The sequence below is a fragment of the Microbacterium wangyouchuni genome (assembly GCF_054072595.1).
On the sequence record NZ_JBSVRM010000005.1, the window covers coordinates 230,216 to 254,142 of the forward strand.

Below are 23,927 nucleotides of genomic sequence, written 5' to 3' on the forward strand. Positions count from 1 at the left end.
AGATTATGAGCACCGTAGACAATGCACAGCTCCGTGACCGGATCGCGTCCGATCGCCTGATCGCGATTCTGCGCGGAACGGACGTGGATGCCACCGTGGCCGCTGCGCGCACCCTGATCGCCGCTGGCATCACGACGCTCGAGGTCACCCTCACGCTGGCAGACGCCGAAGAAGCGATCGCCCAGATCGTGTCGGATGCTCCGGATGAAGCGCTGGTCGGCGCCGGAACCGTCCTCACCGAGCGCGATGTCGACCGGGCCGTCGCCGCCGGGGCGCAGTTCATGGTTACCCCCACGCTGACGGCATCCGTCGACTACGCGATCGCGCAGGGGATCGGAGTTCTGCCGGGCGTGTTCACTCCCACCGAGATCCAACGCGGAATGGACCTCGGCTCTGCCGCAGTGAAGCTGTTTCCGGCATCCGTTCTTGGCGCGGGATTCATCCAAGCCGTTCGAGACCCGCTCCCCGACGCACGCATCATCCCGGTCGGCGGCGTCTCGCTGGAATCCATCCCGACGTTTCTCGCGGCGGGAGCCTTCGGCTTCGGCATCGGAGGCCCGCTGGTGGGCGACGCCGCAGGGCCCGGCGGCGACCTGGCCGCGCTCGCCACACGCGCCGGCGCTTTTCGCGCCGTCATCGACGAGCATTCACCGCACGAAAGGAAGCACTCGCTGTGATCATCGACAAGGCAGAGGTCATCGTTACCAGCCCCAGCCGCAACTTCGTCACCCTGCGCCTGACGACCAGCGACGGGCATGTCGGCCTCGGCGATGCGACGTTGAACGGCCGCGAACTCTCGGTGGTGTCGTATCTGAAGGACCACGTGGTGCCGCTGCTGCTGGGGCGTGATGCGCACCGCATCGAAGACACCTGGCAATTCCTGTACCGCTCGGCATATTGGCGCCGTGGCCCCGTGACGATGGCCGCGATCGCCGCCGTCGACATGGCGCTGTGGGACATCAAGGGCAAGGCCGCGGGGATGCCGGTATATCAGCTCCTGGGCGGCGCTTCGCGCAGCGGACTGCTCGCCTACGGGCACGCGTCGGGCAAGGAACTGCCGGAGCTGTTCGACAGCGTGCATGCCCATCTCCAGGAGGGCTTCAAAGCGATTCGCGTGCAGACCGGCGTGCCGGGTCTCAAGTCGATCTACGGGATCGCATCGCAGGCGGTGGATGCCGGTGGCGGCGACGTCCGCTACGACCACGAGCCGGCTCGGCGCGGCGCGCAGCCGGTTCAGGAGGACTGGGACACGCGCGCGTATCTGCGGCACTTGCCCGGCGTCTTCGAGGCTGTGCGCCACGAGTTCGGCCCCGCACTGCCGCTCCTGCATGATGGACACCACCGGATGACGCCGATCCAGGCGGCGAAGCTGGGTAAATCGCTGGAGCCCTACGACCTGTTCTGGCTGGAGGACTGCACCCCGGCCGAGAACCAGGAGGCGCTGCGGCTCGTGCGTCAGCACACCACGACGCCGCTGGCCATCGGTGAGATCTTCAACACGGTGTGGGACTTCAAGGATCTCGTCCGCGAGCAGCTGATCGACTACGTCCGTGGCGCCGTAACCCACATGGGCGGCATCACGGCATTGAAGAAGACGCTCGACTACGCCGCGCAGTACCAGATCAAATCGGGCATGCATGGACCGACCGACATCTCGCCGGTCGGCATGGCTGCCGCGATGCATCTGGGACTCAGCATCCACAACTTCGGCATCCAGGAGTACATGCAGCACTCGTCGCAGACCGACTCGGTGTTCCAGCAGTCCTACACGTGGTCGGATGGAATGCTCCATCCTGGCGACGAGCCGGGACTCGGCGTGAGCCTCGACCTCGACGAGGCCGGCAAGTACCCGTACGAACGCGCCTACCTTCCTTATAACCGACTCGCCGACGGCACCGTTCACGACTGGTGACGAGATGACCGAGCTCATGCGTGCTGATGTGAAACGACGAAGTCCCGGCCGCAGGGGCCGGGACTTCGTCGTTCAGATCAGTGCGTGTCGACCGCTTCGATCTCGGTGCGGTCGCCCGACCACTGCGTGTGGAAGGTGCCGTCCTTGTCGATGCGCTTGTAAGTGTGCGCACCGAAGAAGTCGCGCTGACCCTGCACGAGGGCTGCGGGCAGGCGATCGGCCCGGATGCCGTCGTAATACGACAGCGACGACGAGAACGCGGGAGCGGGGATCCCAGCCTGTGCTGCGGCGATGACGACACGGCGCCATGCTGCCTGGCCGCGTCCGAGCGCCTCAGCGAAGTACGGCGCGGTCAGCAGAGCGGGAAGCTCCGGTGCTGCGTCGTAAGCGTCGGCGATGCGGTTGAGGAACTGGGCGCGGATGATGCAGCCGCCGCGCCAGATCTTCGAGATCGCACCGAGGTCGATGTTCCAGTTGTACTCTTCGGCGCCGGCGCGGATCTCGTCGAACCCCTGCGAGTAGGCGACGATCTTCGATGCGTACAGGGCAAGACGAACGTCTTCAATGAACGCATCGTGGTCGGTGACCGCGAACTCTGTCTCCGGGCCGGGCAGGTTCGCTGCGGCCGCGCGCTGCTCGGGGTGAGAGGAGAGCGAGCGGGCGAAGGTGGCCTCGGCGATACCGGAGACTGGAACACCCAGCGCGAGCGCGGTCTGCACCGTCCATGCGCCAGTGCCCTTGGCTCCGGCCTGGTCGAGGATGACATCCACCAGCGGCTTGCCGGTTTCAGCATCCACCTGGCGCAGTACCTCGGCGGTGATCTCGATCAGGTACGACTCGAGCTCGCCCGTGTTCCACTCCGCGAAGATCTCGGCGATCTCAGCGGGCGTCTTGCCGGTGCCGCGGCGGATGAGGTCGTAGGCCTCGGCGATCAGCTGCATATCGGCGTACTCGATGCCGTTGTGCACCATCTTCACGAAGTGCCCGGCGCCGTCGTGGCCGACGTGCGTGACGCACGGCTCGCCCTCGGCTACCGCGGCGATCGAGCGCAGGATCGGGCCGAGCGTGACCCAGGACTCGTTCGAGCCACCGGGCATGATGCTCGGGCCGAGGAGCGCACCCTCTTCGCCACCGGAGATCCCGGCGCCGACGAAGTTGATACCCGTTTCACGGACCGCTTTCTCCCGGCGGATCGTGTCGGGGAAGTAAGCATTGCCGCCATCGACGATGATGTCGCCGGGCTCGAACACCTCAACAAGCGAGTTGATGACCGCATCGGTCGGACCGCCGGCTTTGACCATGATGATCGCTGTGCGCGGCTTCTGCAGGGAGTCGGCGAATTCCTGATAGGTGGATGCCGGAACGAAACCGGCCTCCGGGTGTTCATCCAGGACGGTCTGTGTCTTCTCGTAGCTGCGGTTGAAGATCGCCACGCTGTTGCCCTCGCGGCTGGCGAGGTTGCGGGCGAGATTCGAACCCATGACTGCGAGTCCGACGACTCCGATGTTTGCCGTAGCGGCAGAGGACATTGATGCACCTTCCGTGAGGGAGAGCCCGCGGCAGGTGAAAGAAGCGTGCGGGTCGCTTCCAGGTTAGTCCCGCGTGTGGGCAGCTCCGGCCCGCATTACCGGTTACGAGCAGTCAGTCCTTGCGGTAGCCGGTACGGCCCATCGCGAACAGTGCTCCGATGGTGAGAACGGTTGCGCCGAGCGTCATCGCGCCGATGAGCCAGAAGATGGCGTGTGAGATAAAAGCGGCGTCAAGCATGCCGGACTCCAAATTCTGCGAGGGGAAGAGGGCCTGGCTTTCAGCCTACCCGGTCATCCGGTACGATAAAGGAGTTCCTCGGCGAGGGATGCTTCGCGTGCGTCGCATCCGTTATCGACGCGGCGAATCGAGCTCCGCGGCTTTTTCGTGTGTCGACGTCCGAGAATCTGACCATTAGACCACCACGCGACGAGCAATTCGTCGCGTGCCCCGAAGGAGAATTCATGTCTCAGGACACCAAGGTCCACGCAGAGGTTCGCGAGCAGTTTGGCAAGGGCTTCGCCCGTCGTCTGCGCGCTGCCGGCAAGATCCCCGCCGTCATCTACGGTCACGGCACCGAGCCGGTGCACGTGGCACTGCCCGGCCACCAGGTCTCGCTCATCATCCGCCGCGCGAACGCGTTGCTCGATCTCGACATCGACGGCACGGGCCAGCTCACGCTGGTCAAGGACGTGCAGCGTGACCCGGTGCGCCAGATCATCGAGCACATTGACCTCCTCGTCGTGAAGAAGGGCGAGAAGGTTCAGGTTGAGGTTCCGGTGCACACCGTCGGCGAGTCCTTCTCGGGCACGATCGTGACCGTTGAGCTCAACACGATCAAGCTCGAGGTCGAGGCCACCCACATTCCGCAGAGCCTCGAGGTCTCGGTTGAGGGTCTCGAAGAGGGCGCTCACATCACGGCCGGCGACGTCGTGCTGCCCAAGGGCGCGACTCTGATTGACGAGCCCGAGCTGCTGCTGCTCGCCGTCTCGGTCCCGGCTGCTGAAGTTTCCGCTGAGGACGAGGAAGCTGCGGCAGCAGCTCCCGCCGAAGCGCCTGCTGCCGAGTAATCACCAGCGCTGTGCACAGAGGGGACGCGAGCACATCGCGTCCCCTCTGTCGTATGCTGACGCCCGTTGAGGAACGAGAGGGAAATGGCTGATACCTGGCTGATCGTGGGTCTCGGTAACCCCGGACCCCGCTATGAGACCACGCGGCACAACATCGGCCAGCTCGTCACGGATGAGTTGGCGGGGCGACGCAACGAGAGCTTCCGTGAGCACAAAGCCGGAGCACGAGTCGTGGAGACGTGGCTGCGTCCCGGTGCCGACAAACTGGTACTGGCCAAGCCCAATTCGTTCATGAACGTTTCCGGAACTCCGGTGGCGGCTCTGGCGCGCTTCTACTCCGTTCCGCCGGAGCGCACGGTCGTCGTGCACGACGAGCTCGACATTCCCTTCGATACAGTCAAGCTCAAAGTCGGTGGCGGCCACGGCGGCCACAACGGGGTGCGCGATGTCGCTCGGGCGATCAGCACGGCAGACTTCCCGCGTGTGCGCGTCGGAATAGGGCGTCCTCCCGGACGCCAAGACGCGGCTGACTGGGTGCTTTCACCCTTCGGGAAGGTGGAGCGCGAGACGCTCGGCATTCTCGTCTCGGATGCGGCGGATGCTGTTGAGCTGCTCGTCGCCGAGGGATTGCTTGCCGCGCAGCAGAAGCATCACGCTCCGCGCTAGGTGCGTCCCTAGGTGCCGTAGAGCGAGACTGCTCCGGCAGCAGCCCCGGCGCTGAGTGCGATGAAGAGCACGATGAAGAAGATCACGGGAGCGATGACGCTCACGATTACGGCTGCGATGCCCCAACCTCGTCCCTTCTGCTGGATGATCGCGATGATGCCGAGCACGATCGCCGCGATGCCGGCAAGCGTGCCGATCCAGAATCCGATCTCGCCCCACAGCACCTGATCGCGCACGGGGGACAAGAAGGAGAGATCCTCATCGGCGCTGTCGATATCGATCATGATCGAAGGTAGGCCGGCCCCGATCTGGTACCCGGCGGCGCCGGCCAGGATCGGCGCGACCACCGCGGCGATGGATGAGAGCACGACAGCGATCACGCCGAGGAGAGGGGACTGCGGTGGCGTGGGCTGCGGTGCCTGATAACCACTGGAAGGCGCGCTGTAGCCGCCGACAGGAGCAGCAAAGGCGCCAGGAGGTGTGGCGTACGGCTGCTGGTACGCAGGTGCCGCGTATCCGGGCGCTGGCGCTGCCGGGTAGCCCGGTGCGGGCGGCACCGGCGGCACAGAGCCGGGGGGGACGGGCGGCGGAAACTGCGGATCGGTCACGCCCCCATTCTATTGGGCGTGACCGATCCGATCGTCAGACTCGACGCAGCAGCCCGACCTTGTCGTAGACGTCAGAAAGGGTCGCGTCCGCGACCTCGTCGGCGCGGGCGGCGTTCGCCGCGAGGATGCGGTCGAGCTCGGCGGGGTCATCGAGCAACTCGAGAGCGCGAGCGCGTACCGGCTCGAACTCTGCGACGACGACCTCGGCCAGGCCCTTCTTGAAATCGCCGTAGCCGCGGCCAGCATACTCATCCTCGATTGCCGGGACCTGTCGCCCGGAGAGGGCTGCGTAGATGGTGAGCAGGTTCGAGACACCCGGCTTGTTCTCCCGATCGAAGCGCACGCTGCCCTCGTTGTCGGTGACGGCGCGCATGATCTTCTTCGCCGATTTGGCCGGGTCGTCCAGCATCCACAGCACGCCGGCATCGCTCTCGGCAGATTTCGACATCTTCGACGTCGGGTTCTGCAGGTCGTAGATGCGCGCGGTGTCCTTCTGAATCACCGGCAGGGGAACGACGAACGTCTCACCGAAACGCGAGTTGAAGCGCTCGGCGAGGTCGCGCGTGAGTTCGACATGCTGCTTCTGGTCGTCGCCGACCGGTACGACATCGCTCTGATACAGCAGGATGTCGGCGGCCATGAGCACGGGGTAGGTGAACAGGCCGACGCTGGTGGCGTCAGCACCGTAGCGGCTGGACTTGTCCTTGAACTGCGTCATGCGCCCGGCCTCACCGAAACCGGTGAAGGTCGACAGGATCCACGCGAGCTCAGCGTGAGCGCGCACGTGCGACTGCACGTACAGCGTCGACTGCGACGGCTCGATGCCCGCGGCGATGTACTGCGCGGCCGTGCGACGGGTCTTCTCACGCAGCTCGGCCGGGTTCTGTGCGACGGTCAGGGCATGCAGGTCGACGACGGAGAAATACGCGTCATAGGAGTTCTGCAGATCCCGCCACTGCAGGAGCGCGCCGATGTAGTTACCGATCTGAAGAGAGTCGGCTGATGGCTGCATTCCGGAGTAAAGGCGAGGTTTGGTCACGTATCAATCCTACGGGGAGTGGGCGTGGGGATCAGTACGAGTAATCGACGATGACCGGGGCGTGGTCGCTCCAGCGTTCGGCATAGGATGCCGCGCGCGCAACGCTGTACGCCTGCACCCGCTCCGCGAGCCCGGGTGTTGTGAGGTGATAGTCGATGCGCCACCCGGTGTCGTTGTCGAAAGCCTGACCGCGCGCAGACCACCAGGTGTAGGGACCATCGATCTCGCCGTGGAAACGCCGGCCGACATCGATCCAGCCCAGGCCAGGGCCGACGGTGCCGTCGACGCCGGTCACGTCGATGCCCGCTGCGCCGAGAAAACGGTCGAAGTAGGCGCGCTCGCGGGGCAGGAAGCCGGATTTCTTGCGGTTGCCGCGCCAGTTCTTGATGTCGAACTCGCGGTGACCGACGTTGAGGTCACCGGTGACGACGGCGAGGGCATCATTGTCACCAAGCTGCTGCAGACGCGGGCCGAAGGCGTCGAGAAACTTCCACTTCTCATCCTGCTTGGGGGAGTCCGCCTCGCCGGAGTGCACGTAGGCGCTCACAACGGTCAGCGGGCGGTCTCCGAGGAGGAAATCGCCTTCGATCCAGCGCCCCTTCGAATCGAACTCGTCCGGACCGAATTCAGTGCGGCTGGCGATCACCGGCGTGCGGCTGGCGATCGCGACCCCCGCGCGGCCCTTGGCCGTGGCGGCATCGTGAACGAAGTGCCAGCCGGGCAGAGCCGACTCGATGTGTTCGTCCTGACCGCGCACCTCTTGCAGCGTCAGAATGTCAACTTCTGCGCTGTCGAGCCAGGTGCTCATTCCGTTGCGAGCGGCGGCTCGAATCCCGTTGACATTGACCGATGCGATACGCAGATGAGGCATATCTCAAGCCTAACCAGAGCCTCCGACGTCCGGCGCCGCGGCCTTGACGCTGGCGAGTTCGGTCGCGGCTGCTCTGACCGCGCGATTCTTGAGCCAGCGTTGATACCAGGACGCCTGTTCACGGTCGCGGACGGCATCGCGCAGACGCATGCGTGCTGCCTCCAGCAGCATCTCGTGCGCCGCATGACGCCGCTCCTGTTCGGTCTGCGCCAAGAACGGCACATCGCGATCGGTCGCGGTCACCGCGATCCACGCCGAGGCGACGAGCATGACCACACCGTTGATCCGGAACCACAGCAGCAGTCCGATGAAGATCGCGAACGTGGCCAGCAGCGGGTTGGTCGGGGTGTAGCTCAGCAGGAACCCCGCGCCGAACTGCAGCACCGTCATGGCGCCGCCGCCGAGGACGGCACCGGGCCAGATCGTGCGCCAGCGGAGGGAAGTGCCGGTCAGGAACCGCACCATCGCTGCCAGCGCCGATGACATCAGCGCGAACGAGACGACGATCGTGCCGATCCGGATCAGCACGTTCACCGTGGTCGATCCGGCATCCCAGCCGAGCAACTGCAACGCCCAGCTCAACACAGCTGCGCTCGCGTACGCCAGGGCCGAGCCCAGAATCAGCGCGACGCCGAGGATGACCGCGGCTAACAGGTCGCGCGCTTTCAGCAGCAGGTAGTTACGGCGATCCGGACGCAGGCCGAAAATGTCGCGGACAGCCCGTCGCGAGAATGTCACCCATCCGATCGCGGTCCAGATCAGCGCTATCAGGGCGATGAGACCGGTGATGGTGAGCACCCCGGTCGTGGTCTGCGCGATGTGGTGCGCCTGCTCCGGGGTGATCAGCCCGTGATCTTTGCTGATGAGACTGGGGATGTAGCTGTTGATGACACGGATCAGAGCGTCGACGGCCTCTTTGCTCCCGCCCAGCCACAGCCCGGCGGTAGCGAATGTCACATAGATGGCCGCGAAGATCGCGAACAGCGCCTGATAGCTCACTCCAGCGGCCAGGAGAAAACCGTTGTTCTGCAGGAAGTGCCGCCACACGCGTACCGGGAAGAGCTCCAGGGTGCGTTTGGTCAGTGCCGTTGCACGTTCCACGGCGGCATCGAGGCGCCGGGCCTCGGAGGTATCGGTTCCGGATGCACCGGTGGGGGAATCAGACACGCCCCCACCCTATCCAGGGCGGGGGCGTGTCGATGTCTGCGACCAGCGGTCAGCGGCGACCGCGGAGCACGGCCTGCTTGACCTCGGCGATGGCCTTGGTGACCTCGATGCCACGTGGGCACGCCTCGGAGCAGTTGAAGGTCGTGCGGCAACGCCAGACGCCCTCCTTGTCGTTGAGGATGTCCAGGCGGACCTCGGCATTGTCGTCACGCGAGTCGAAGATGAAGCGGTGCGCGTTCACGATGGCGGCGGGGCCGAAGTACTGCCCGTCGGTCCAGAACACGGGGCAGGACGAGGTGCACGCAGCGCACAGGATGCACTTGGTGGTGTCGTCGAAGATCGCGCGGTCGGCGATCGACTGCACGCGCTCCTTGCCCTTCTCCGGCGTCGAGCTTGCTACCAGGAACGGCTGAACCTCGCGGTAGGAGGCGAAGAACGGCTCCATGTCGACGATGAGGTCCTTCTCCAGGGGCAGGCCCTTGATGGCCTCGACATAGATCGGCTTCGAGATGTCGAGGTCCTTGATCAGCGTCTTGCAAGCGAGACGGTTGCGACCGTTGATGCGCATAGCATCCGAACCGCAGATTCCGTGTGCGCACGAGCGGCGGAATGACAGCGAACCATCGACCTCCCACTTGATCTTGTGCAGGGCATCCAGCACACGGTCGGTCGCGTAGAGCTCGACGTCATAATCGACCCAGCGCGGCTCCGCGTCCTTTTCAGGATCGAAGCGGCGCACGATGAACGTGACCAGGAACGACTGAATTGCCGGCTCTGCGGCGGCAGGAGATTCTGCGACGGCGTTCGACATGGTCAGTACTTCCTCTCCATCGGCTGGTAGTTGGTGATGACAACCGGCTTCCAGTCGAGTTTGATGTGATCGGCCGGCGTCGAGGAGTGCGGGTCACCCGTCAGATAGGCCATGGTGTGCTTCATGTAGTTCTCGTCGTCACGCTTGGGGAAGTCGTCGCGCATGTGACCGCCACGGCTCTCCTCGCGGTTCTGAGCGGCGTAGACGACGACCTCGGCGATATCGAGCAGGAAGCCCAGCTCGACGGCCTCGAGCAGGTCGGTGTTGAACCGGTGGCCCTTGTCATCGACGTAGACGTTCTTGTATCGTTCGCGCAGTTCCGCGATGACGCCGAGCACGTGCTCAAGCGACTCGTGGGTGCGGAACACCTGGGCGCCGCGGTCCATCTCGTCCTGCAGCTTCTTACGCAGTACGGCGACACGCTCGGTGCCGTTGCTGTTTCGGAGGTGTTCGATCATGCCGGACACGAAGGCGGCCGGGTTTTCCGGCAGCGGGACGAACTCCGCCGTCTTCGAGTACGCGACGGCGTTGCGGCCGGCGCGCTTTCCGAAAACGTTGATGTCGAGCAGCGAGTTCGTGCCCAGACGGTTTGAGCCGTGCACCGACACGCACGCGCACTCACCGGCGGCGTACAGCCCCGGCACGACGGTGTTGTTGTCGGAGAGCACCTCGGCGTCGTTGTTCGTCGGGATGCCACCCATGGCGTAGTGAGCCGTCGGCATCACGGGCACGGGATCGGTGACCGGGTCCACGCCCAGGTACGTGCGGGCGAACTCGGTGATGTCGGGGAGCTTGGTCTCGAGAACCTCGGCACCCAAGTGCGTGCAGTCGAGGTAGACGTAGTCTTTGTTGGGGCCGGCACCGCGACCGTCGAGGACTTCCTGCACCATGGAGCGCGCAACGATGTCGCGGGGTGCGAGGTCCTTGATGGTGGGGGCGTAGCGCTCCATGAATCGTTCACCGGATGCGTTGCGCAGAATGGCACCTTCGCCTCGTGCACCTTCGGTGAGAAGGATGCCGAGACCGGCGAGGCCGGTGGGATGGAACTGGAAGAACTCCATGTCCTCCAACGGCAGGTTCTTGCGCCAGATGATTCCGACGCCGTCACCGGTGAGGGTGTGCGCGTTGGAGGTCGTCTTGTAGATCTTGCCGAAGCCGCCGGTTGCGAAGATCACGGCCTTGGACTGGAACACGTGCAACTCGCCCGTGGCCAGGTCGTACGCGACGACGCCCGCGACCTGCGTGTTGCCGTCGGCATCCTGGACCGTGACCAGATCGAGCACGTAGAACTCGTTGAAGAAGTTGATGCCGAGGCGGACACAGTTCTGGAACAACGTCTGCAGAATCATGTGACCGGTACGGTCAGCGGCGTAGCAGGCGCGGCGCACGGGGGTCTTGCCATGCTCAGCGGTGTGACCACCGAAGCGGCGCTGGTCGATCTTGCCTTCGGGGGTGCGGTTGAAGGGCAGGCCCATGTTCTCGAGGTCGATGACCGCGTCGATGGCTTCCTTGGCCAGGATTTCGGCAGCATCCTGATCGACGAGGTAGTCGCCGCCCTTGACGGTGTCGAAAGTGTGCCACTCCCAGCTGTCTTCCTCGACGTTCGCGAGGGCGGCAGCCATGCCGCCCTGCGCCGCACCGGTGTGCGAGCGGGTCGGGTACAGCTTGGAGATCACCGCGGTGTTCGCGCCGGGGCCAGCTTCGATGGCCGCCCGCATTCCGGCTCCACCGGCACCGACGATGACGACGTCGAACTGGTGGTAGTGAATGCCGTCGCGGATGACGGAATCCTGAGTCTCAGTAGTCACTTCTCGTTGCTCTCTTCTCAGCTCAGTTGGCGGGGAATACGCCCATAGCGGCGCATTCGGCCACGAGTGCGCTGCCCTCGGTGAGGCCGAGGCATGGGTCGAAGGTGAAGACGACCAGGGTGCCCAGCACGATCAGCAGTGCAGCCGCGAGGCCGATCGCCCAGACCAGGGCTTTACGGATCTTCGGGTTGATCACATAGTCATTGACGATGGTGCGCATGCCGTTGCCACCGTGGATGAGAGCCAGCCACAGCATCAGCACATCCCACCACTGCCAGAACGGCGTGGCGAACTTGCCGGCGATGAACGCGAAGTCCAGGGCGTGGATGCCGTCACCGGTCATCAGGTTGACGAACAGGTGGCCGAAGATCAGCACGATCAGTACGACACCGGATGCTCGCATGAACACCCAGCCCCACTTCTCGAGGTTGATTCCGCGGCTGCGGCGCGCCGGTGCGACAGTGGTCTGTGCAGACATCAGTGGCCTCCTCCGAATCCGGCGAATGCGAGCGCGAGGTGACGGCCGGCGAACCCACCGAGGAGGATCAGCCAGACGGCGATGACGCCCCAGAACATCTGCCGCTGGAAACGTGCGCCCTGCGACCAGAAGTCGATCAGGATGATGCGCAGGCCATTCATCGCGTGGAAGATGATCGCAGCGACCAGGACGACTTCACCCAGTGCCATGATCTCGTTCTTGTAGGTGCCGATCACGGCGTTGTACGCCTCAGGGGAGACCCGAATCAGCGCCGTGTCGAGCACATGCACTAACAGGAAGAAGAAGATTGCGACTCCGGTGATGCGATGAAGCACCCACGACCACATGCCTTCGCGTCCTCGATAGAGGGTTCCGCGTGGGGCTTTGGACGTGGTTTCCGAAATCGACGGTGTCAAGCGAGTGCCTGCGGACACGGTCGTCCTCCCTGGTCGATGCGTTGTCGGCACCGCATCCTGAGTCCGAACTGAGCGCAGGGGTGCCCGATCGAGTCCTATCCTATTCCCGTTCCTGTGTCGGGACGAGGAAGGCTCACCTAAGTATCTCGATATCAAGATTGTTTTGGAGGGATACGCTGGTGTCATGACCGAGCCGTTCGACGACTTCTATGCAGTGATCCCCGCCGGTGGCATCGGCAGCAGGCTGTGGCCGCTCTCGAGAGCAGATGCGCCCAAATTCCTGCACGACCTCACCGGGTCAGGCAATTCGCTGCTGCGCGACACCTGGGATCGGCTGGAGCCGATGACCGGACCCGACCGCATCGCGGTCGTCACCGGACGCGCGCATCGGGCAGCGGTCGAAGCGGAGCTTCCCGGCATCGCCGACATGAACGTGTTCCTGGAGTCCGAACCCCGCGACTCAGCAGCAGCGATCGGCCTCGCCGCCGCGATCCTGCACCGCCGCGATCCCGATGTGATCATCGGGGCGTTCGCGGCAGACCACGTCATCCGCGGAACCCGCACTTTCGAGTTCGCCGTGCAGCAGGCAGTCGCGGTCGCACGCGCCGGTTACATCTGCACGATCGGCATCCAGCCTTCGGAGCCCTCCGTCGGATTCGGTTACATCGAGAAGGGTGACGAGCTCGTCGTCGACGGTGCGCCGGAGGCCGCGACGGTGGTGCGCTTCGTGGAGAAGCCCGACCTGGAGACGGCCAAGACCTATTTCGCCGACCGCTCGTTCCTGTGGAACGCGGGCATGTTCATCTCCCAGGCGAGCGTGTTGCTGGATGAGCTCGCAGCGAACGAACCGGAACTGCACGCCGGCCTGCTCGAGCTCGCCGAGGCCTGGGACGACCGCGAGCGGCGCGGGCCCGCCGTTGACCGCATCTGGCCGAACATCAAGAAGATCGCCATCGACTATGCGGTCGCAGAGCCCGCGGCAGACAAGGGGCGCCTCGCCGTGATCCCGGGGCACTTCGACTGGGATGACGTGGGAGACTTCGCCTCGCTTACGAAGCTCATCAGCAATGGCCGCAAGAACGATCTTGCCGTCCTGGGGCCGAAGGCCCGGGTGCTGTCGGATGCCGCCACCGGGATCCTCGTCAGCCAGACCGAACGCGTTATCAGCCTCGTCGGGGTGAAGGACATCGTGGTCGTCGACACTCCAGACGCACTGCTGGTCACCACGACCGAGCACGCTCAGCGGGTGAAGGGCGTCGTCGAGTCGCTCAAACTGACCGGTCGTGGAGATGTTCTCTAAAGAAGCTCGCGGTCTGTTTCGGGTTTATAACCATTAACCGCAAGTGTTCTCAATGGATGCGTAACACTGGGTAACTTGTACAGTGGGGCCTTGCGATTGGCGCAGGCCAGTACTCGTGGAGGCTAACGTGACTATTACCACCAAGAAGCGCGCACTCGCAGCGCTCGTGGCGACCGGCGTGGCCGTCGCATTGGCCGGCTGTGGAGCAGCTCCGGAAGAGACCGACGGCGGGACCGCCGGCGGCGGCGAGGCCATCGATTTCCTGCCCTGCATCGTCTCGGACGCCGGTGGCTTCGATGACAAGTCGTTCAACCAGCTCTCCTACGAGGGCATGGTGCAGGCGGCCGACGAGCTCGACGTCGAGTACAAGAACGTCGAATCCAACAGCGAGACCGACTTCGCCCCGAACCTGGAGAGCCTGGTCTCCCAGGGCTGCAACGCGGTCATCTCGGTCGGCTTCGCCCTCTCGGCAGCCACCGTCGAGAGCGCACTGGCCAACGAGGGCATCGATTACATCCTCGTCGACGACGCTGCCGACAACGACTTCGACGGCGAGAAGGATGCCGACAACGTCAAGCCGCTGCTGTACAACACGGCTGAGGCCGCATTCCTCGCCGGTTACCTGTCGGCTGGTTACTCGGAGGCCGGCAAGGTCGGCACCTACGGCGGCATGGAATTCCCGACCGTGACGATCTTCATGGACGGCTTCTACCAGGGCGTCAACTACTACAACGAGCAGAACGGCACCGCCGTCGAGGTCGTCGGCTGGGACGGATCGACCGGTTCCTTCACCGGTGGCTTCGAAGCTGGCCCCGAGGCGAAGACCGTCGCGCAGAACATCATCGACCAGGGCGTCGATGTGCTGCTGCCCGTCGGCGGACCGATCTACCAGTCGGGTCTGCAGGCGATCAAGGAGTCGAACCGCGACATCGCCCTGATCGGCGCTGACGCTGACCTGTTCGTCACGGACCCGAGCACTGAGGACTTCGTCCTGACCTCCATCCTCAAGGACATGAAGCTCTCGGTGTATGAGGCAACCATGAGCAGCGCGAACGACGAGTTCGACTCCGAGGCTTACATCGGAACCCTCGAGAACGACGGCGTCGGCATCGCCGAACTGCACAACTTCGAAGACAAGGTAGACCCTGCGCTGTGGACCGCTGTCCAGGACCTGCAGCAGCAGATCATCGACGGTGACGTCACCGTCACCTCGTACCTCGACTGATCGAGACGATCACCAAGGGGAGGCCGGCCAACAGCCGGTCTCCCCTTGCCGATGTTCGGGTGTCTACAGGCGCCTGGGATGAAGCACCTTTGCTGGTTAGGATCTGACACATGAAGCTTGAACTGCGCGGCATAACGAAGAGGTTCGGCGCGCTGACTGCCAACGATCACATCGATCTCACGATCGAGCCGGGAGAAATCCACTGTCTCCTCGGTGAGAACGGTGCGGGCAAGTCAACGCTGATGAACGTTCTTTACGGCCTGTATCAGGCCGACGACGGTGAAATCCTGCTCGACGACGTCGAACAGCACTTCGCCGGCCCTGGCGATGCGATGGAAGCCGGCATCGGAATGGTGCACCAGCACTTCATGCTGATCCCGGTATTCACGGTGGCCGAGAACGTCATGCTCGGGCACGAGAAGACCCGCTTCGGCGGGCGACTTGATCTTGCAGCGGCTCGCGCGATGGTGCGCGAGATCTCCGACCGGTTTGGGTTTCATGTCGACCCGGATGCGATCGTCGAGGAGTTGCCTGTCGGCGTGCAGCAACGGGTAGAGATCATCAAGGCGCTGTCGCGCGACGCGAAGGTGCTCGTGTTCGATGAGCCCACCGCCGTGCTGACACCGCAGGAAACCGATGAGCTGATGGCGACGATGCGCCAGCTCAAGGAATCCGGCACATCCATCGTCTTCATCACGCACAAGCTGCGCGAGGTGCGCGAGGTCGCTGACCGCATCACGGTGATCCGCCTCGGCAAGGTCGTCGGCGAAGCTGTTCCGACTGCCAGCAATGAAGAGCTTGCCTCGCTCATGGTGGGGCGCGCGGTTGAACTGACCGTGCACAAGGAAGCTCCGAAGCTGGGGGAGGAATCCCTCGTCGTGCAGGGGCTGACCGTCACCGATCCGTTCGGCACCGTGCTTGTCGATGATGTCTCGTTCTCGGTGCGCGCCGGTGAGGTGCTCGTCATCGCCGGTGTACAGGGCAACGGACAGACCGAACTCACCGAGGCGATCGTCGGATTGCAGCCGCGGGTTGAAGGAAGCATCAAGCTCAATGGCAAGGAAATGCTCGGCCAGTCGGTGCGCCAGATTCTCGATGACGGGGTCGGGTTCGTTCCGGAGGATCGCAGCGTTGACGGACTCGTGAAGGAGTTCTCGATCGCCGAGAACCTGATGCTGGACCGCTCAGTGGGCGCCCCCTTCGTCACCGCCGGCACCCTGCAGCTGAAAGCTCTTGACACCTTCGCCCACGACAAGATCGAAGAGTTCGACATCCGCACGCAGGGGCCCTGGCAGCAGGCCGGCAACCTGTCGGGCGGCAACCAGCAAAAGGTCGTACTTGCGCGTGAGCTGAGCCGAGAACTTTCTCTGTTCGTGGCCGCGCAGCCCACCCGCGGAGTGGACGTCGGCTCGATCGAGTTCATCCACAAGCGCATCATCGAAACGCGTGACTCGGGAATCCCCGTGGTCGTCATCTCTACCGAACTCGATGAGGCCGCAGCCCTCGCCGATCGCATCATGGTGATGTATCGCGGCAAGGTCGTCGGCATCGTCCCCGGCGACATCAGCCGCGCGAAGATCGGTCTGATGATGGCCGGTATGGCCAGCACTTCGACAGGCTCAGTGAGCGAATCGACCGAGGAGGCTGGCGCATGAGCAGCACCGACATGAAGCCGATCGTCTCCCCGCCGGGAGACTTCGGAACTGAACCCTCCCGCTGGCAGGGTGCTTTCCGCCGGATCACCACAGGCAACGGCATGATCTCGGTGCTCTCCGTGATCCTGGCCCTGATCGCCGGGGCGATCATGATCGCGTTCACGGACCCTGACGTGCAGCGGACAGCCGGCTACTTCTTCTCTCGCCCGCAGGACATGCTCGCCGCGGTTTGGGCGTCCATCTCCGGTGCATACACGGCGCTCTTTCAAGGTGCGATCTACAACTTCCGCGTCGACGGCTTCGCGGCGGGCATCAAGCCGTTCACCGAGACCCTGAAGTTCGCGACTCCACTGATTGCGGCTGGTCTGGGTGTCGGTCTGGCGTTCCGCGCCGGCCTGTTCAACATCGGCGGCCAAGGCCAGATGCTGATGGCTGCAGCCGCCGCTGGTTGGGTGGGCACAAGCATGAACCTGCCGTGGCCGATGCACATGCTGGTCGCGATCCTCGCCGGCATCGTCGCCGGTGCGCTGTGGGCTGGTATCGCCGGCATCCTGAAGGCGCGCACAGGCGCGCACGAGGTGATCGTCACGATCATGCTCAACCACATCGCGGTCTATCTGCTCGCCTGGATGCTGGCAACGCAGGGCATCCTGCAAGCTCCGGGGTCCAAGAACCCGAAGACCGCGGCGATGGCCGAATCGGCCATCCTTCCCGGCATCCTCGGGCCGCAGTACAAGCTGCACGCTGGCTTCATCCTGGCGCTGATCGCGGTGGCGTTCACCTGGTGGCTGCTTGAGCGCTCCAGCCTCGGATTCCGATTCCGTGCGGTGGGGGAGAACCCGGCAGCCGCCCGTGTTGCTGGCATCAGCGTCGGAAAGATGTACTTCCTCGTGATGATGATCGCCGGTGGTCTGGTCGGCATCGCCGGTGTCAGCCAGATGCTCGGAACCGTCACCAGCGGATTCGGCGGCGACATCGACGCCGGTATCGGCTTTGACGCAATCACCGTCGCGCTGCTGGGCCGCTCCACGCCGCTGGGTATTCTTGCCGCCGGCATCCTGTTCGGCGCGTTCAAGGCCGGTGGCTTCGCTATGCAGGCGTCGGAGAACGTGCCGATTGAGATCGTGCTCGTGGTGCAGTCGCTGATCGTGCTGTTCATCGCAGCCCCGCCGCTGGTGCGTGCGATCTTCGGTCTGCCGCAGCCCGGCGCACGAAGAAAGAAGCCAAAGAAGAAGCGGAAGAATGCCGCGCAGATCGCCGAGGAGGTGTCCGCATGACCGCCACCGTCGAAACGGTCGTCAGCGACGAGCAGCGCCACGTCACTGTCACCTCATGGAAGACGCCGATCATCTTCGGACTGTTCACTGTGCTGTTCGCGCTGCTGCCGCTGCTCGTTCCGCGTGAGGGCGCCAGCACCTTCCGACTTGTCCGCTCAGCCGAAGCGGCCATTCAACTCCCTGAGATCGTCCTGCCGGCGAACCTCACCGCCTGGATCGCCGTGGTGCTGCTTGCCGCCGTGACCGTGCTGGCTGTGGTCTGGACGCGTGCGAAGCGGAAATTGCCGCTGTGGCTCACCGTCATCTACGTCGTCATCCTGATGATCGGCTTCCTGGCCTGGGCTGCTGCGGGTGGAACGCTGCCGATGATCGGTCTGCTGGGCGGAGCGCTCGCGCTGGCGACGCCGCTGATCTTCGGTGCGCTGGGCGGTGTGATCGGCGAACGCGTCGGCGTTGTCAACATCGCCATCGAGGCGCAGCTGCTTGCCGGTGCCTTCATGGCCGCGGTCGTCGGATCCGCAACGGGAAGTCCGTGGGCCGGCCTGGTCGCTGCGATGTTTGCCGGAGTGCTGGTGGCTCTGGTGCTGGCCGTCTTCACGATCACGTACTACGTCAACCAGGTCATCGTGGGTGTCGTGCTCAACGTGCTGGTCGCCGGCCTCACGACGTTCCTCTACCGCCAGGTGCTGAACCCCAATGACGCCACGTTGAACTCGCCCACGCTGTTCCCGGTGATTCCGATACCGCTACTGAGTGAGATCCCGGTGTTGGGGCCGGTGCTGTTTCGTCAGACGATCATCGTGTACCTGATGTACATCACGGTGTTCCTCGTCTGGTTCGGGCTGTACCGCACGCGCTGGGGACTGCGCCTGCGTGCGGTCGGCGAGCACCCGCAGGCCGCGGACACGGTCGGTATCAAGGTGATTCCGACCCGGTATTGGAACGTGATGCTCGCCGGAGCCATTGCCGGTATGGGCGGCGCGTTCTACACGCTGGTCACGAACCCGCAGTTCGGTCGCGAGATGACCGCGGGCGCGGGGTATATCGCGCTGGCCGCGGTGATCTTCGGTAAGTGGGATCCGATCCGAGCGACCCTGGCAGCGTTGCTGTTCGGCTTCGCCACGAACCTGCAGGGTGTGCTCAGCGTCATCGGGTCTCCGGTGCCCAGCCAATTCATGCTGATGCTGCCGTATGTCGTGACGATCTTCGCCGTGGCGGGTCTGGTTGGACGCTCTCGTCCGCCAGCGGCATCCGGCGAACCATACATAAAGAGCTAGAGGAAATATGACTGACATCGACTGGGACGAGTTGCGTCACGTCGCAACCGAAGCCATGCACCGGGCATACGCGCCATATTCGCGCTACAAGGTGGGGGCGGCTGCCCTCGTCGCCGATGGGCGGATCGTCTCGGGATGCAACGTCGAGAACGCCTCCTACGGTGTCGGACTGTGCGCGGAATGCGCACTGGTCGGTGACCTGCATATGTCCGGCGGTGGGCAGCTGGTCGCGTTCGTCTGCGTGAACGGCGACGGGCAGACGATCATGCCGTGCGGACGCTGCCGTCAGCTGCTCTATGAACACGCGATGCCGGAGATGCTACTGGAGACAGTGTCCGGCATCCGCACCATTGACGAAGTCCTGCCGGATGCATTCGGCCCGCGAGATCTGGAGACGATCCGATGAGCACCCCCGAACCCTACGACGCCATTGACGTCATTCGCGCGAAGCGTGACGGCGGCATCGTTCCTGAATCCGAGCTGCGCTGGATGATCGACGCCTATACCCGCGGATACGTCTCAGACGCTCAGATGGCCTCATTCGCGATGGCGATCTACCAGCGCGGCATGCAGCGCGATGAGATCCGCGTGCTCACGGACGCGATGATCGCTTCCGGTGAGCGGATGAACTTCGAGGGCCTCGGCAAGAAGACCGTCGACAAGCACTCCACAGGTGGCGTCGGCGACAAGATCACCCTGCCGCTGGCTCCGCTGGTGGCATCTTTCGGCGTCGCCGTGCCGCAGCTGAGTGGCCGAGGCCTCGGCCACACTGGCGGAACGCTCGACAAGCTCGAATCGATTCCCGGCTGGCGTGCGGCGCTCAGCAATGAGGAGATGTTCGCCCAGATGCAGGGCGACGTCGGCAGCGTGATCTGCGCTGCCGGCTCGGGCCTGGCCCCGGCCGACAAGAAGTTGTACGCCCTGCGCGATGTCACCGGAACCGTCGAGGCGATCCCGCTGATCGCCTCGAGCATCATGTCGAAGAAGATCGCCGAGGGCACCGACGCCCTGGTGCTGGACGTGAAGTTCGGCTCCGGCGCATTCATGCAGGACATCGACCGTGCCCGCGAGCTCGCGCGCACGATGGTCGCCCTCGGTACCGACTCGGGAGTGGCGACCACCGCGCTGCTGACCGACATGAACGTGCCGCTGGGCTTGGCTATCGGCAACGCCAATGAGGTGCGCGAATCCGTTGAGATTCTCGCCGGCGCCGGACCCGCCGATGTGCGCGAGCTCACCATCGCCCTGGCCCGCGAGATGCTCGCACTGGCCGGACTCCCGGATGCTGACGTCGAAGCGGCGTTGGACGATGGACGGGCGATGGACACCTGGAAGGCGATGATCCGCGCGCAGGACGGTGACCCGGATGCTGCGCTGCCAGTGGCACGCGAAACCCATGTCGTTACGGCTCCTGCCGATGGCATCGTCACACAACTCGATGCGCTGCCATTCGGTATCTCGGCATGGCGTCTCGGCGCCGGCCGCGCACGCGCTGAAGACCAGGTCGTGCATGCTGCCGGCATCGATCTGCACGCGAAACCGGGCGATCGGGTCACTGCTGGGCAGCCGCTGTTCACGCTGTCTGCCGAAGATGAGTCCCGCTTCCCGCGTGCGCTGGACGCGCTCGAGGGTGCCTGGGCGATCGGCGATGCGGCCCCGACTGTCGGACCGCTCGTTCGCGAGCGCATCACCGCGTAGGCTGGAATATCCGCCGCGCGTTCACCTGGGACAGGATCCGGGATCAGGCGCCGGTCTCTGAGAGGAAAACCCATGGCGATCGCCTCCGACGGTGACATCAAGATCGACGGCGTCTCGCTGCGCGCCCTGCCGAAGATCTCGTTGCACGATCATCTCGACGGCGCCGTGCGCCCGGCTACGATCATCGAACTCGCCGCCGAGGCCGGTCTTGAACTGCCCGCCAGTGACGAACAAGGACTCCGCAACTGGTTCGCGAAGCAGAGCGACACTGACTCGCTGGAGGCGTACCTCACGGCGTTCGAGTACACCGTCGGGGTCATGCAGACCGCTCCCGCCCTGACTCGCGTCGCGCGTGAGTTCGTCCAGGATCTGGTCGCCGACGGCGTGATCTACGGCGAAGTCCGCTGGGCTCCCGAGCAGCATCTGGCAGGCGGGCTGTCGCTCGATGAGGCTGTCGAGGCGGTGCAGCAGGGGATCGAACAGGGCGAGGATCTCGCTGACCGCGACGGGCACAGCATCCGGATCGGTCAGATTCTCAGCGCGATGCGTCACGGCGATCGCTCGCTGGAGATTGCCGAACTAGCCCTCAACCACCGCGATAGCGGTGTGGTCGGTTTCGATATCGCTGGTCCCGAAGATGGTTTCCCGGCATCCGATCACCGTGCGGCTTTCGATCTGCTGGCCGAGAACTTCATGCCGGTCACGGTGCACGCCGGGGAAGCGGCAGGGCTCGCATCCATTCGCAGCGCTCTGTTGGATGGACGCGCGCTGCGTCTGGGCCACGGTGTGCGTCTGGTCTCTGACCTGGATGTCATCACCCGCGAGGGCGATGAGGTGCAGGTGAAGTTCGGCGACCTGGCGCGCTGGGTGCGCGACCGGGAGATCCCGCTCGAGTTGTCGCCGTCGTCGAACGTGCACACCGGCGCCATCGAAGCGTGGGGGAGTGACATTGCCGATCACCCCTTCGATCTGCTCTACCAGCTCGGATTCTCCGTCACGGTGAACGTCGACAACCGCACGATGAGCGGAACATCGCTCACCCGTGAGCTGGCTCTTCTCGTCGAAGCGTTCGGCTACGATCTCGACGACCTCGAGACTTTTCAGTTCAATGCCGCTTCGGCAGCGTTCCTGCCGGTCGAAGAGCGCGAAGAACTCGTCGAGATGATCGCTGAGGGATTCCGGGGCGTATGACGCTCAGCCCATAGGATTCTCACTATGGGCACCGAGAGCAGTCGAAGTCAGCGCACCGAGCGACGAGCGCGGATTCGGCGCAATCGGCGGATCTGGCTGATCAGTGCGATTGCTGTGGTCGTCGTGCTGGGCGTGAGCCTGACCGTCGTGCTGTCGAGCCTGCGCGCACCCGCTGAGGCCGAGGTGTCGCCTGCGACCACGTCGCCGGCGCCCACGCCAGAGCAGACCGTGCTGACGCCCGTGGAAAAGCTGCTGGCCGATGCCGATGATCCGCTGGCGTGCGTGGTGAGCTTCACCGGTGACGGCATCGCCGACGATCCTCTGCTCCAGCGGCAGGACGCTCTGTACGCGGCTCTTCCGATTCCGGCCCGCGACGGGATGGCCTTCGGAGGCTGGTATACCACTGCGGAGGCTGCGGCCGCGTTCCAACCGGAAGCGCGCATCAACGGTTCGGATGCTGTCGTGTGCGAGGATCAGCAGATCGAGCTGTTCGGATCATGGATGCCCGCCGAGCAGAACGCGGCGGCCGGTACCGAGGTGCCGATCCTGATGTATCACCAGTTCACCACCCGCCCGGAGGGCGAGGATGGTTGGCTGCGCGGCAACTACGCCTACATCGGTGATTTCGAAGCACACATGACGCATATCGCCTCGACCGGGTTCTACCTGCCGACCTGGGATGAGCTGAGCGCCTTCATCGACGGACGGCTCCACCTGCCTCAGCGTTCGGTGATCGTGACCGATGACGACGCCGATCAGACCTGGTTCGATCTGGCTGTACCAATCGTGGCGCAGCAGCAGGTTCTCGCCACGTCGTTCATGGTGACCGCCTACCGCTCCGACCCAGCGCCGTCGCCGTATGTGCTGCGCCGCTCGCACACGCACGACATGCACCAGGCTGGCGCCAACGGCGATGGCCTGATGGTGAATTGGACGGCCGCGGAGATCGCCGCCGATCTCAACACATCGGGAGACATCCTCGGCGCGCGAGAGGTGATCGCCTATCCCTATGGGCACTTCAACGACACCGCGAAGCAGGGCGTCGCAGATGCTGGCTACGAGATGGCACGCACCATTGAACCGGGGAAGGTCGTCATCGGCACCGATAAATACGCCCTGCCGGTGGTGCGGATCGACTACGGGATGGGGTTGGACTCGCTGATCTCACGCATCGGGTGATCAGTTCAGGAATGAGCTGACCAGGTCGGTGACGATCGCGTGCATCTCGTCTTCAGAGATCGTCGGGGTGCCGTCACCTGCCTGCGACCCGTAGTCGCCGAAGGACGCGTGGGATGCGCCATCAATCTCGACCAGCTCAGCACTTTCTGGGAGCAGATGCCGCGCATCCGCGATCTTGGCGGGCGTCGATAGCCCGTCCTCGCTGCCGGCGAGGCTCAGCACGTCGAGATCTGTGGCCGAGAGGTCGGTGGCACAATACGATCCGAACAGCACGAGAGCATCGGCATCCGCCGCCAGCTGGCAGGCGCGCACGCCGCCCAGAGAGTGTCCGCCGACGCCCCAGGAATCGATCTCCGGCGCAGCGGAGGTGAAGGCATCCAGTCCGCGAAGATCGAAGAACGCAAGATTCAGCCAGGGCCGGGTGATCACGACCGTGGTGCCCTCTTCAGCCACACCCTGCAGGATGGCGACGTACGCCCACGGATCAACCTTGGCCCCGGGAATGAACACCAGCCCGATCTCGGAATCGCCGTCTGCGGGGGAGAGCACGATGCCCTCCGGGGCATCCTCGATCGTGATGTGTGGGTTGTCCAGCGCGCTCGTGAGCGGGGTCTTCTCCGCTGCCATCACGCCGATCTGAGTCCATGCGAGCACGCCGCCGAGCAGCAGAACAATGAGGATGAGGATGCCCCATCCAACTCTGGCCATGATCCGGCGGCGTCGCTTCTCGTGCACAACGTCCAGAGTATCTG

The 23,927-nt window shown here is 64.4% G+C and carries 24 protein-coding genes; 13 read left to right on the plus strand and 11 right to left on the minus strand.

The features are described 5' to 3' along the window. The first annotated feature begins 5 nt into the window (after positions 1-5). Positions 6-677: a bifunctional 4-hydroxy-2-oxoglutarate aldolase/2-dehydro-3-deoxy-phosphogluconate aldolase gene (locus ACW5CM_RS10675; protein WP_457124985.1), complete on the plus strand. Its 672-nt coding sequence runs from the start codon at positions 6-8 to the stop codon at positions 675-677. After that, positions 674-1,912 (plus strand): D-mannonate dehydratase ManD, encoded by a 1,239-nt coding sequence (gene manD, locus ACW5CM_RS10680; RefSeq protein ID WP_457124986.1) that lies wholly within the window; start codon positions 674-676, stop codon positions 1,910-1,912. The genes ACW5CM_RS10675 and manD overlap by 4 nt, the downstream gene beginning before the upstream one ends. Positions 1,913-1,989: 77 nt before the next feature. Here manD and gndA read toward each other — a convergent pair whose 3' ends face one another. Next, on the minus strand, positions 1,990-3,441 hold the full coding sequence (gndA, locus tag ACW5CM_RS10685; protein ID WP_438255078.1) for an NADP-dependent phosphogluconate dehydrogenase: 1,452 nt from the start codon (positions 3,439-3,441) through the stop codon (positions 1,990-1,992). 112 nt (positions 3,442-3,553) lie between these two features. Further along, on the minus strand, positions 3,554-3,679 hold the full coding sequence (locus ACW5CM_RS10690; protein ID WP_438255079.1) for a hypothetical protein: 126 nt from the start codon (positions 3,677-3,679) through the stop codon (positions 3,554-3,556). Between the two features lie 224 nt (positions 3,680-3,903). On the opposite strand from ACW5CM_RS10690, the gene ACW5CM_RS10695 reads away from it, so the two are divergent. After that, complete coding sequence (locus tag ACW5CM_RS10695; protein ID WP_438255080.1) at positions 3,904-4,509, plus strand: 50S ribosomal protein L25/general stress protein Ctc; 606 nt, start codon at positions 3,904-3,906, stop codon at positions 4,507-4,509. 84 nt (positions 4,510-4,593) lie between these two features. Continuing rightward, entirely contained in the window at positions 4,594-5,175 is a 582-nt protein-coding gene (gene pth, locus ACW5CM_RS10700) for an aminoacyl-tRNA hydrolase (protein WP_438255081.1), read from the plus strand. 8 nt (positions 5,176-5,183) lie between these two features. On the opposite strand, the gene ACW5CM_RS10705 is transcribed toward pth, so the two are convergent. The 8 genes from ACW5CM_RS10705 to sdhC are packed head-to-tail and all read right to left on the minus strand — an operon-like array spanning position 5,184 to position 12,391. Beyond that, on the minus strand, positions 5,184-5,783 hold the full coding sequence (locus ACW5CM_RS10705; RefSeq protein ID WP_457124987.1) for a hypothetical protein: 600 nt from the start codon (positions 5,781-5,783) through the stop codon (positions 5,184-5,186). 34 nt (positions 5,784-5,817) lie between these two features. Continuing rightward, entirely contained in the window at positions 5,818-6,822 is a 1,005-nt protein-coding gene (trpS, locus tag ACW5CM_RS10710; protein ID WP_457124988.1) for a tryptophan--tRNA ligase, read from the minus strand. A 31-nt stretch (positions 6,823-6,853) separates the two neighbouring features. Further along, a complete protein-coding gene (locus ACW5CM_RS10715) occupies positions 6,854-7,693 on the minus strand; it encodes an exodeoxyribonuclease III (protein WP_438255085.1) in 840 nt (279 codons plus the stop codon). Between the two features lie 9 nt (positions 7,694-7,702). After that, positions 7,703-8,860, minus strand: coding sequence for a YihY/virulence factor BrkB family protein (locus tag ACW5CM_RS10720; RefSeq protein WP_457124989.1), 1,158 nt, complete (start codon positions 8,858-8,860; stop codon positions 7,703-7,705). A 49-nt stretch (positions 8,861-8,909) separates the two neighbouring features. Then, positions 8,910-9,671: a succinate dehydrogenase iron-sulfur subunit gene (locus tag ACW5CM_RS10725; protein ID WP_438255088.1), complete on the minus strand. Its 762-nt coding sequence runs from the start codon at positions 9,669-9,671 to the stop codon at positions 8,910-8,912. 2 nt (positions 9,672-9,673) lie between these two features. Then, positions 9,674-11,479: a succinate dehydrogenase flavoprotein subunit gene (sdhA, locus tag ACW5CM_RS10730; RefSeq protein WP_457124990.1), complete on the minus strand. Its 1,806-nt coding sequence runs from the start codon at positions 11,477-11,479 to the stop codon at positions 9,674-9,676. Between the two features lie 22 nt (positions 11,480-11,501). Then, complete coding sequence (locus ACW5CM_RS10735; protein WP_438255090.1) at positions 11,502-11,957, minus strand: succinate dehydrogenase hydrophobic membrane anchor subunit; 456 nt, start codon at positions 11,955-11,957, stop codon at positions 11,502-11,504. Then, positions 11,957-12,391 (minus strand): succinate dehydrogenase, cytochrome b556 subunit, encoded by a 435-nt coding sequence (gene sdhC, locus ACW5CM_RS10740; RefSeq protein WP_438255091.1) that lies wholly within the window; start codon positions 12,389-12,391, stop codon positions 11,957-11,959. Before sdhC ends, ACW5CM_RS10735 begins: the two co-directional genes overlap by 1 nt. 166 nt (positions 12,392-12,557) lie before the next feature. Between sdhC and ACW5CM_RS10745 the strand changes: the two genes are divergently transcribed. The 9 genes from ACW5CM_RS10745 to ACW5CM_RS10785 all read left to right on the plus strand — a co-directional run bounded on the left by ACW5CM_RS10745 (position 12,558) and on the right by ACW5CM_RS10785 (position 23,175). Next, a complete protein-coding gene (locus ACW5CM_RS10745; RefSeq protein WP_438255093.1) occupies positions 12,558-13,673 on the plus strand; it encodes a mannose-1-phosphate guanylyltransferase in 1,116 nt (371 codons plus the stop codon). Positions 13,674-13,800: 127 nt separating this feature from the next. Beyond that, positions 13,801-14,898, plus strand: a complete 1,098-nt coding sequence (locus tag ACW5CM_RS10750) for a BMP family lipoprotein (RefSeq protein ID WP_439256004.1) — start codon at positions 13,801-13,803, stop codon at positions 14,896-14,898. A gap of 110 nt (positions 14,899-15,008) precedes the next feature. Continuing rightward, positions 15,009-16,553 carry an ABC transporter ATP-binding protein gene (locus tag ACW5CM_RS10755; protein ID WP_457124991.1) on the plus strand — a complete coding sequence of 515 codons (1,545 nt, stop codon included), beginning with the start codon at positions 15,009-15,011 and terminating at the stop codon, positions 16,551-16,553. Then, positions 16,550-17,830: an ABC transporter permease gene (locus tag ACW5CM_RS10760; RefSeq protein WP_439256005.1), complete on the plus strand. Its 1,281-nt coding sequence runs from the start codon at positions 16,550-16,552 to the stop codon at positions 17,828-17,830. The genes ACW5CM_RS10755 and ACW5CM_RS10760 overlap by 4 nt, the downstream gene beginning before the upstream one ends. Continuing rightward, positions 17,827-19,107, plus strand: a complete 1,281-nt coding sequence (locus tag ACW5CM_RS10765; protein WP_438255099.1) for an ABC transporter permease — start codon at positions 17,827-17,829, stop codon at positions 19,105-19,107. The genes ACW5CM_RS10760 and ACW5CM_RS10765 overlap by 4 nt, the downstream gene beginning before the upstream one ends. A gap of 7 nt (positions 19,108-19,114) precedes the next feature. Beyond that, entirely contained in the window at positions 19,115-19,513 is a 399-nt protein-coding gene (locus tag ACW5CM_RS10770; RefSeq protein ID WP_438255100.1) for a cytidine deaminase, read from the plus strand. Beyond that, positions 19,510-20,805: a thymidine phosphorylase gene (locus ACW5CM_RS10775; protein WP_438255101.1), complete on the plus strand. Its 1,296-nt coding sequence runs from the start codon at positions 19,510-19,512 to the stop codon at positions 20,803-20,805. Before ACW5CM_RS10770 ends, ACW5CM_RS10775 begins: the two co-directional genes overlap by 4 nt. 72 nt (positions 20,806-20,877) lie before the next feature. Further along, positions 20,878-21,996, plus strand: a complete 1,119-nt coding sequence (locus ACW5CM_RS10780; RefSeq protein ID WP_457124992.1) for an adenosine deaminase — start codon at positions 20,878-20,880, stop codon at positions 21,994-21,996. 24 nt (positions 21,997-22,020) lie between these two features. Then, a complete protein-coding gene (locus tag ACW5CM_RS10785) occupies positions 22,021-23,175 on the plus strand; it encodes a polysaccharide deacetylase family protein (protein ID WP_438255104.1) in 1,155 nt (384 codons plus the stop codon). Here the strand turns inward: ACW5CM_RS10785 and ACW5CM_RS10790 are convergent, their stop codons facing one another. Beyond that, positions 23,176-23,910 (minus strand): alpha/beta hydrolase, encoded by a 735-nt coding sequence (locus tag ACW5CM_RS10790; RefSeq protein ID WP_457124993.1) that lies wholly within the window; start codon positions 23,908-23,910, stop codon positions 23,176-23,178. It abuts the gene before it with no gap. Between the last annotated feature and the right edge of the window lie 17 nt (positions 23,911-23,927).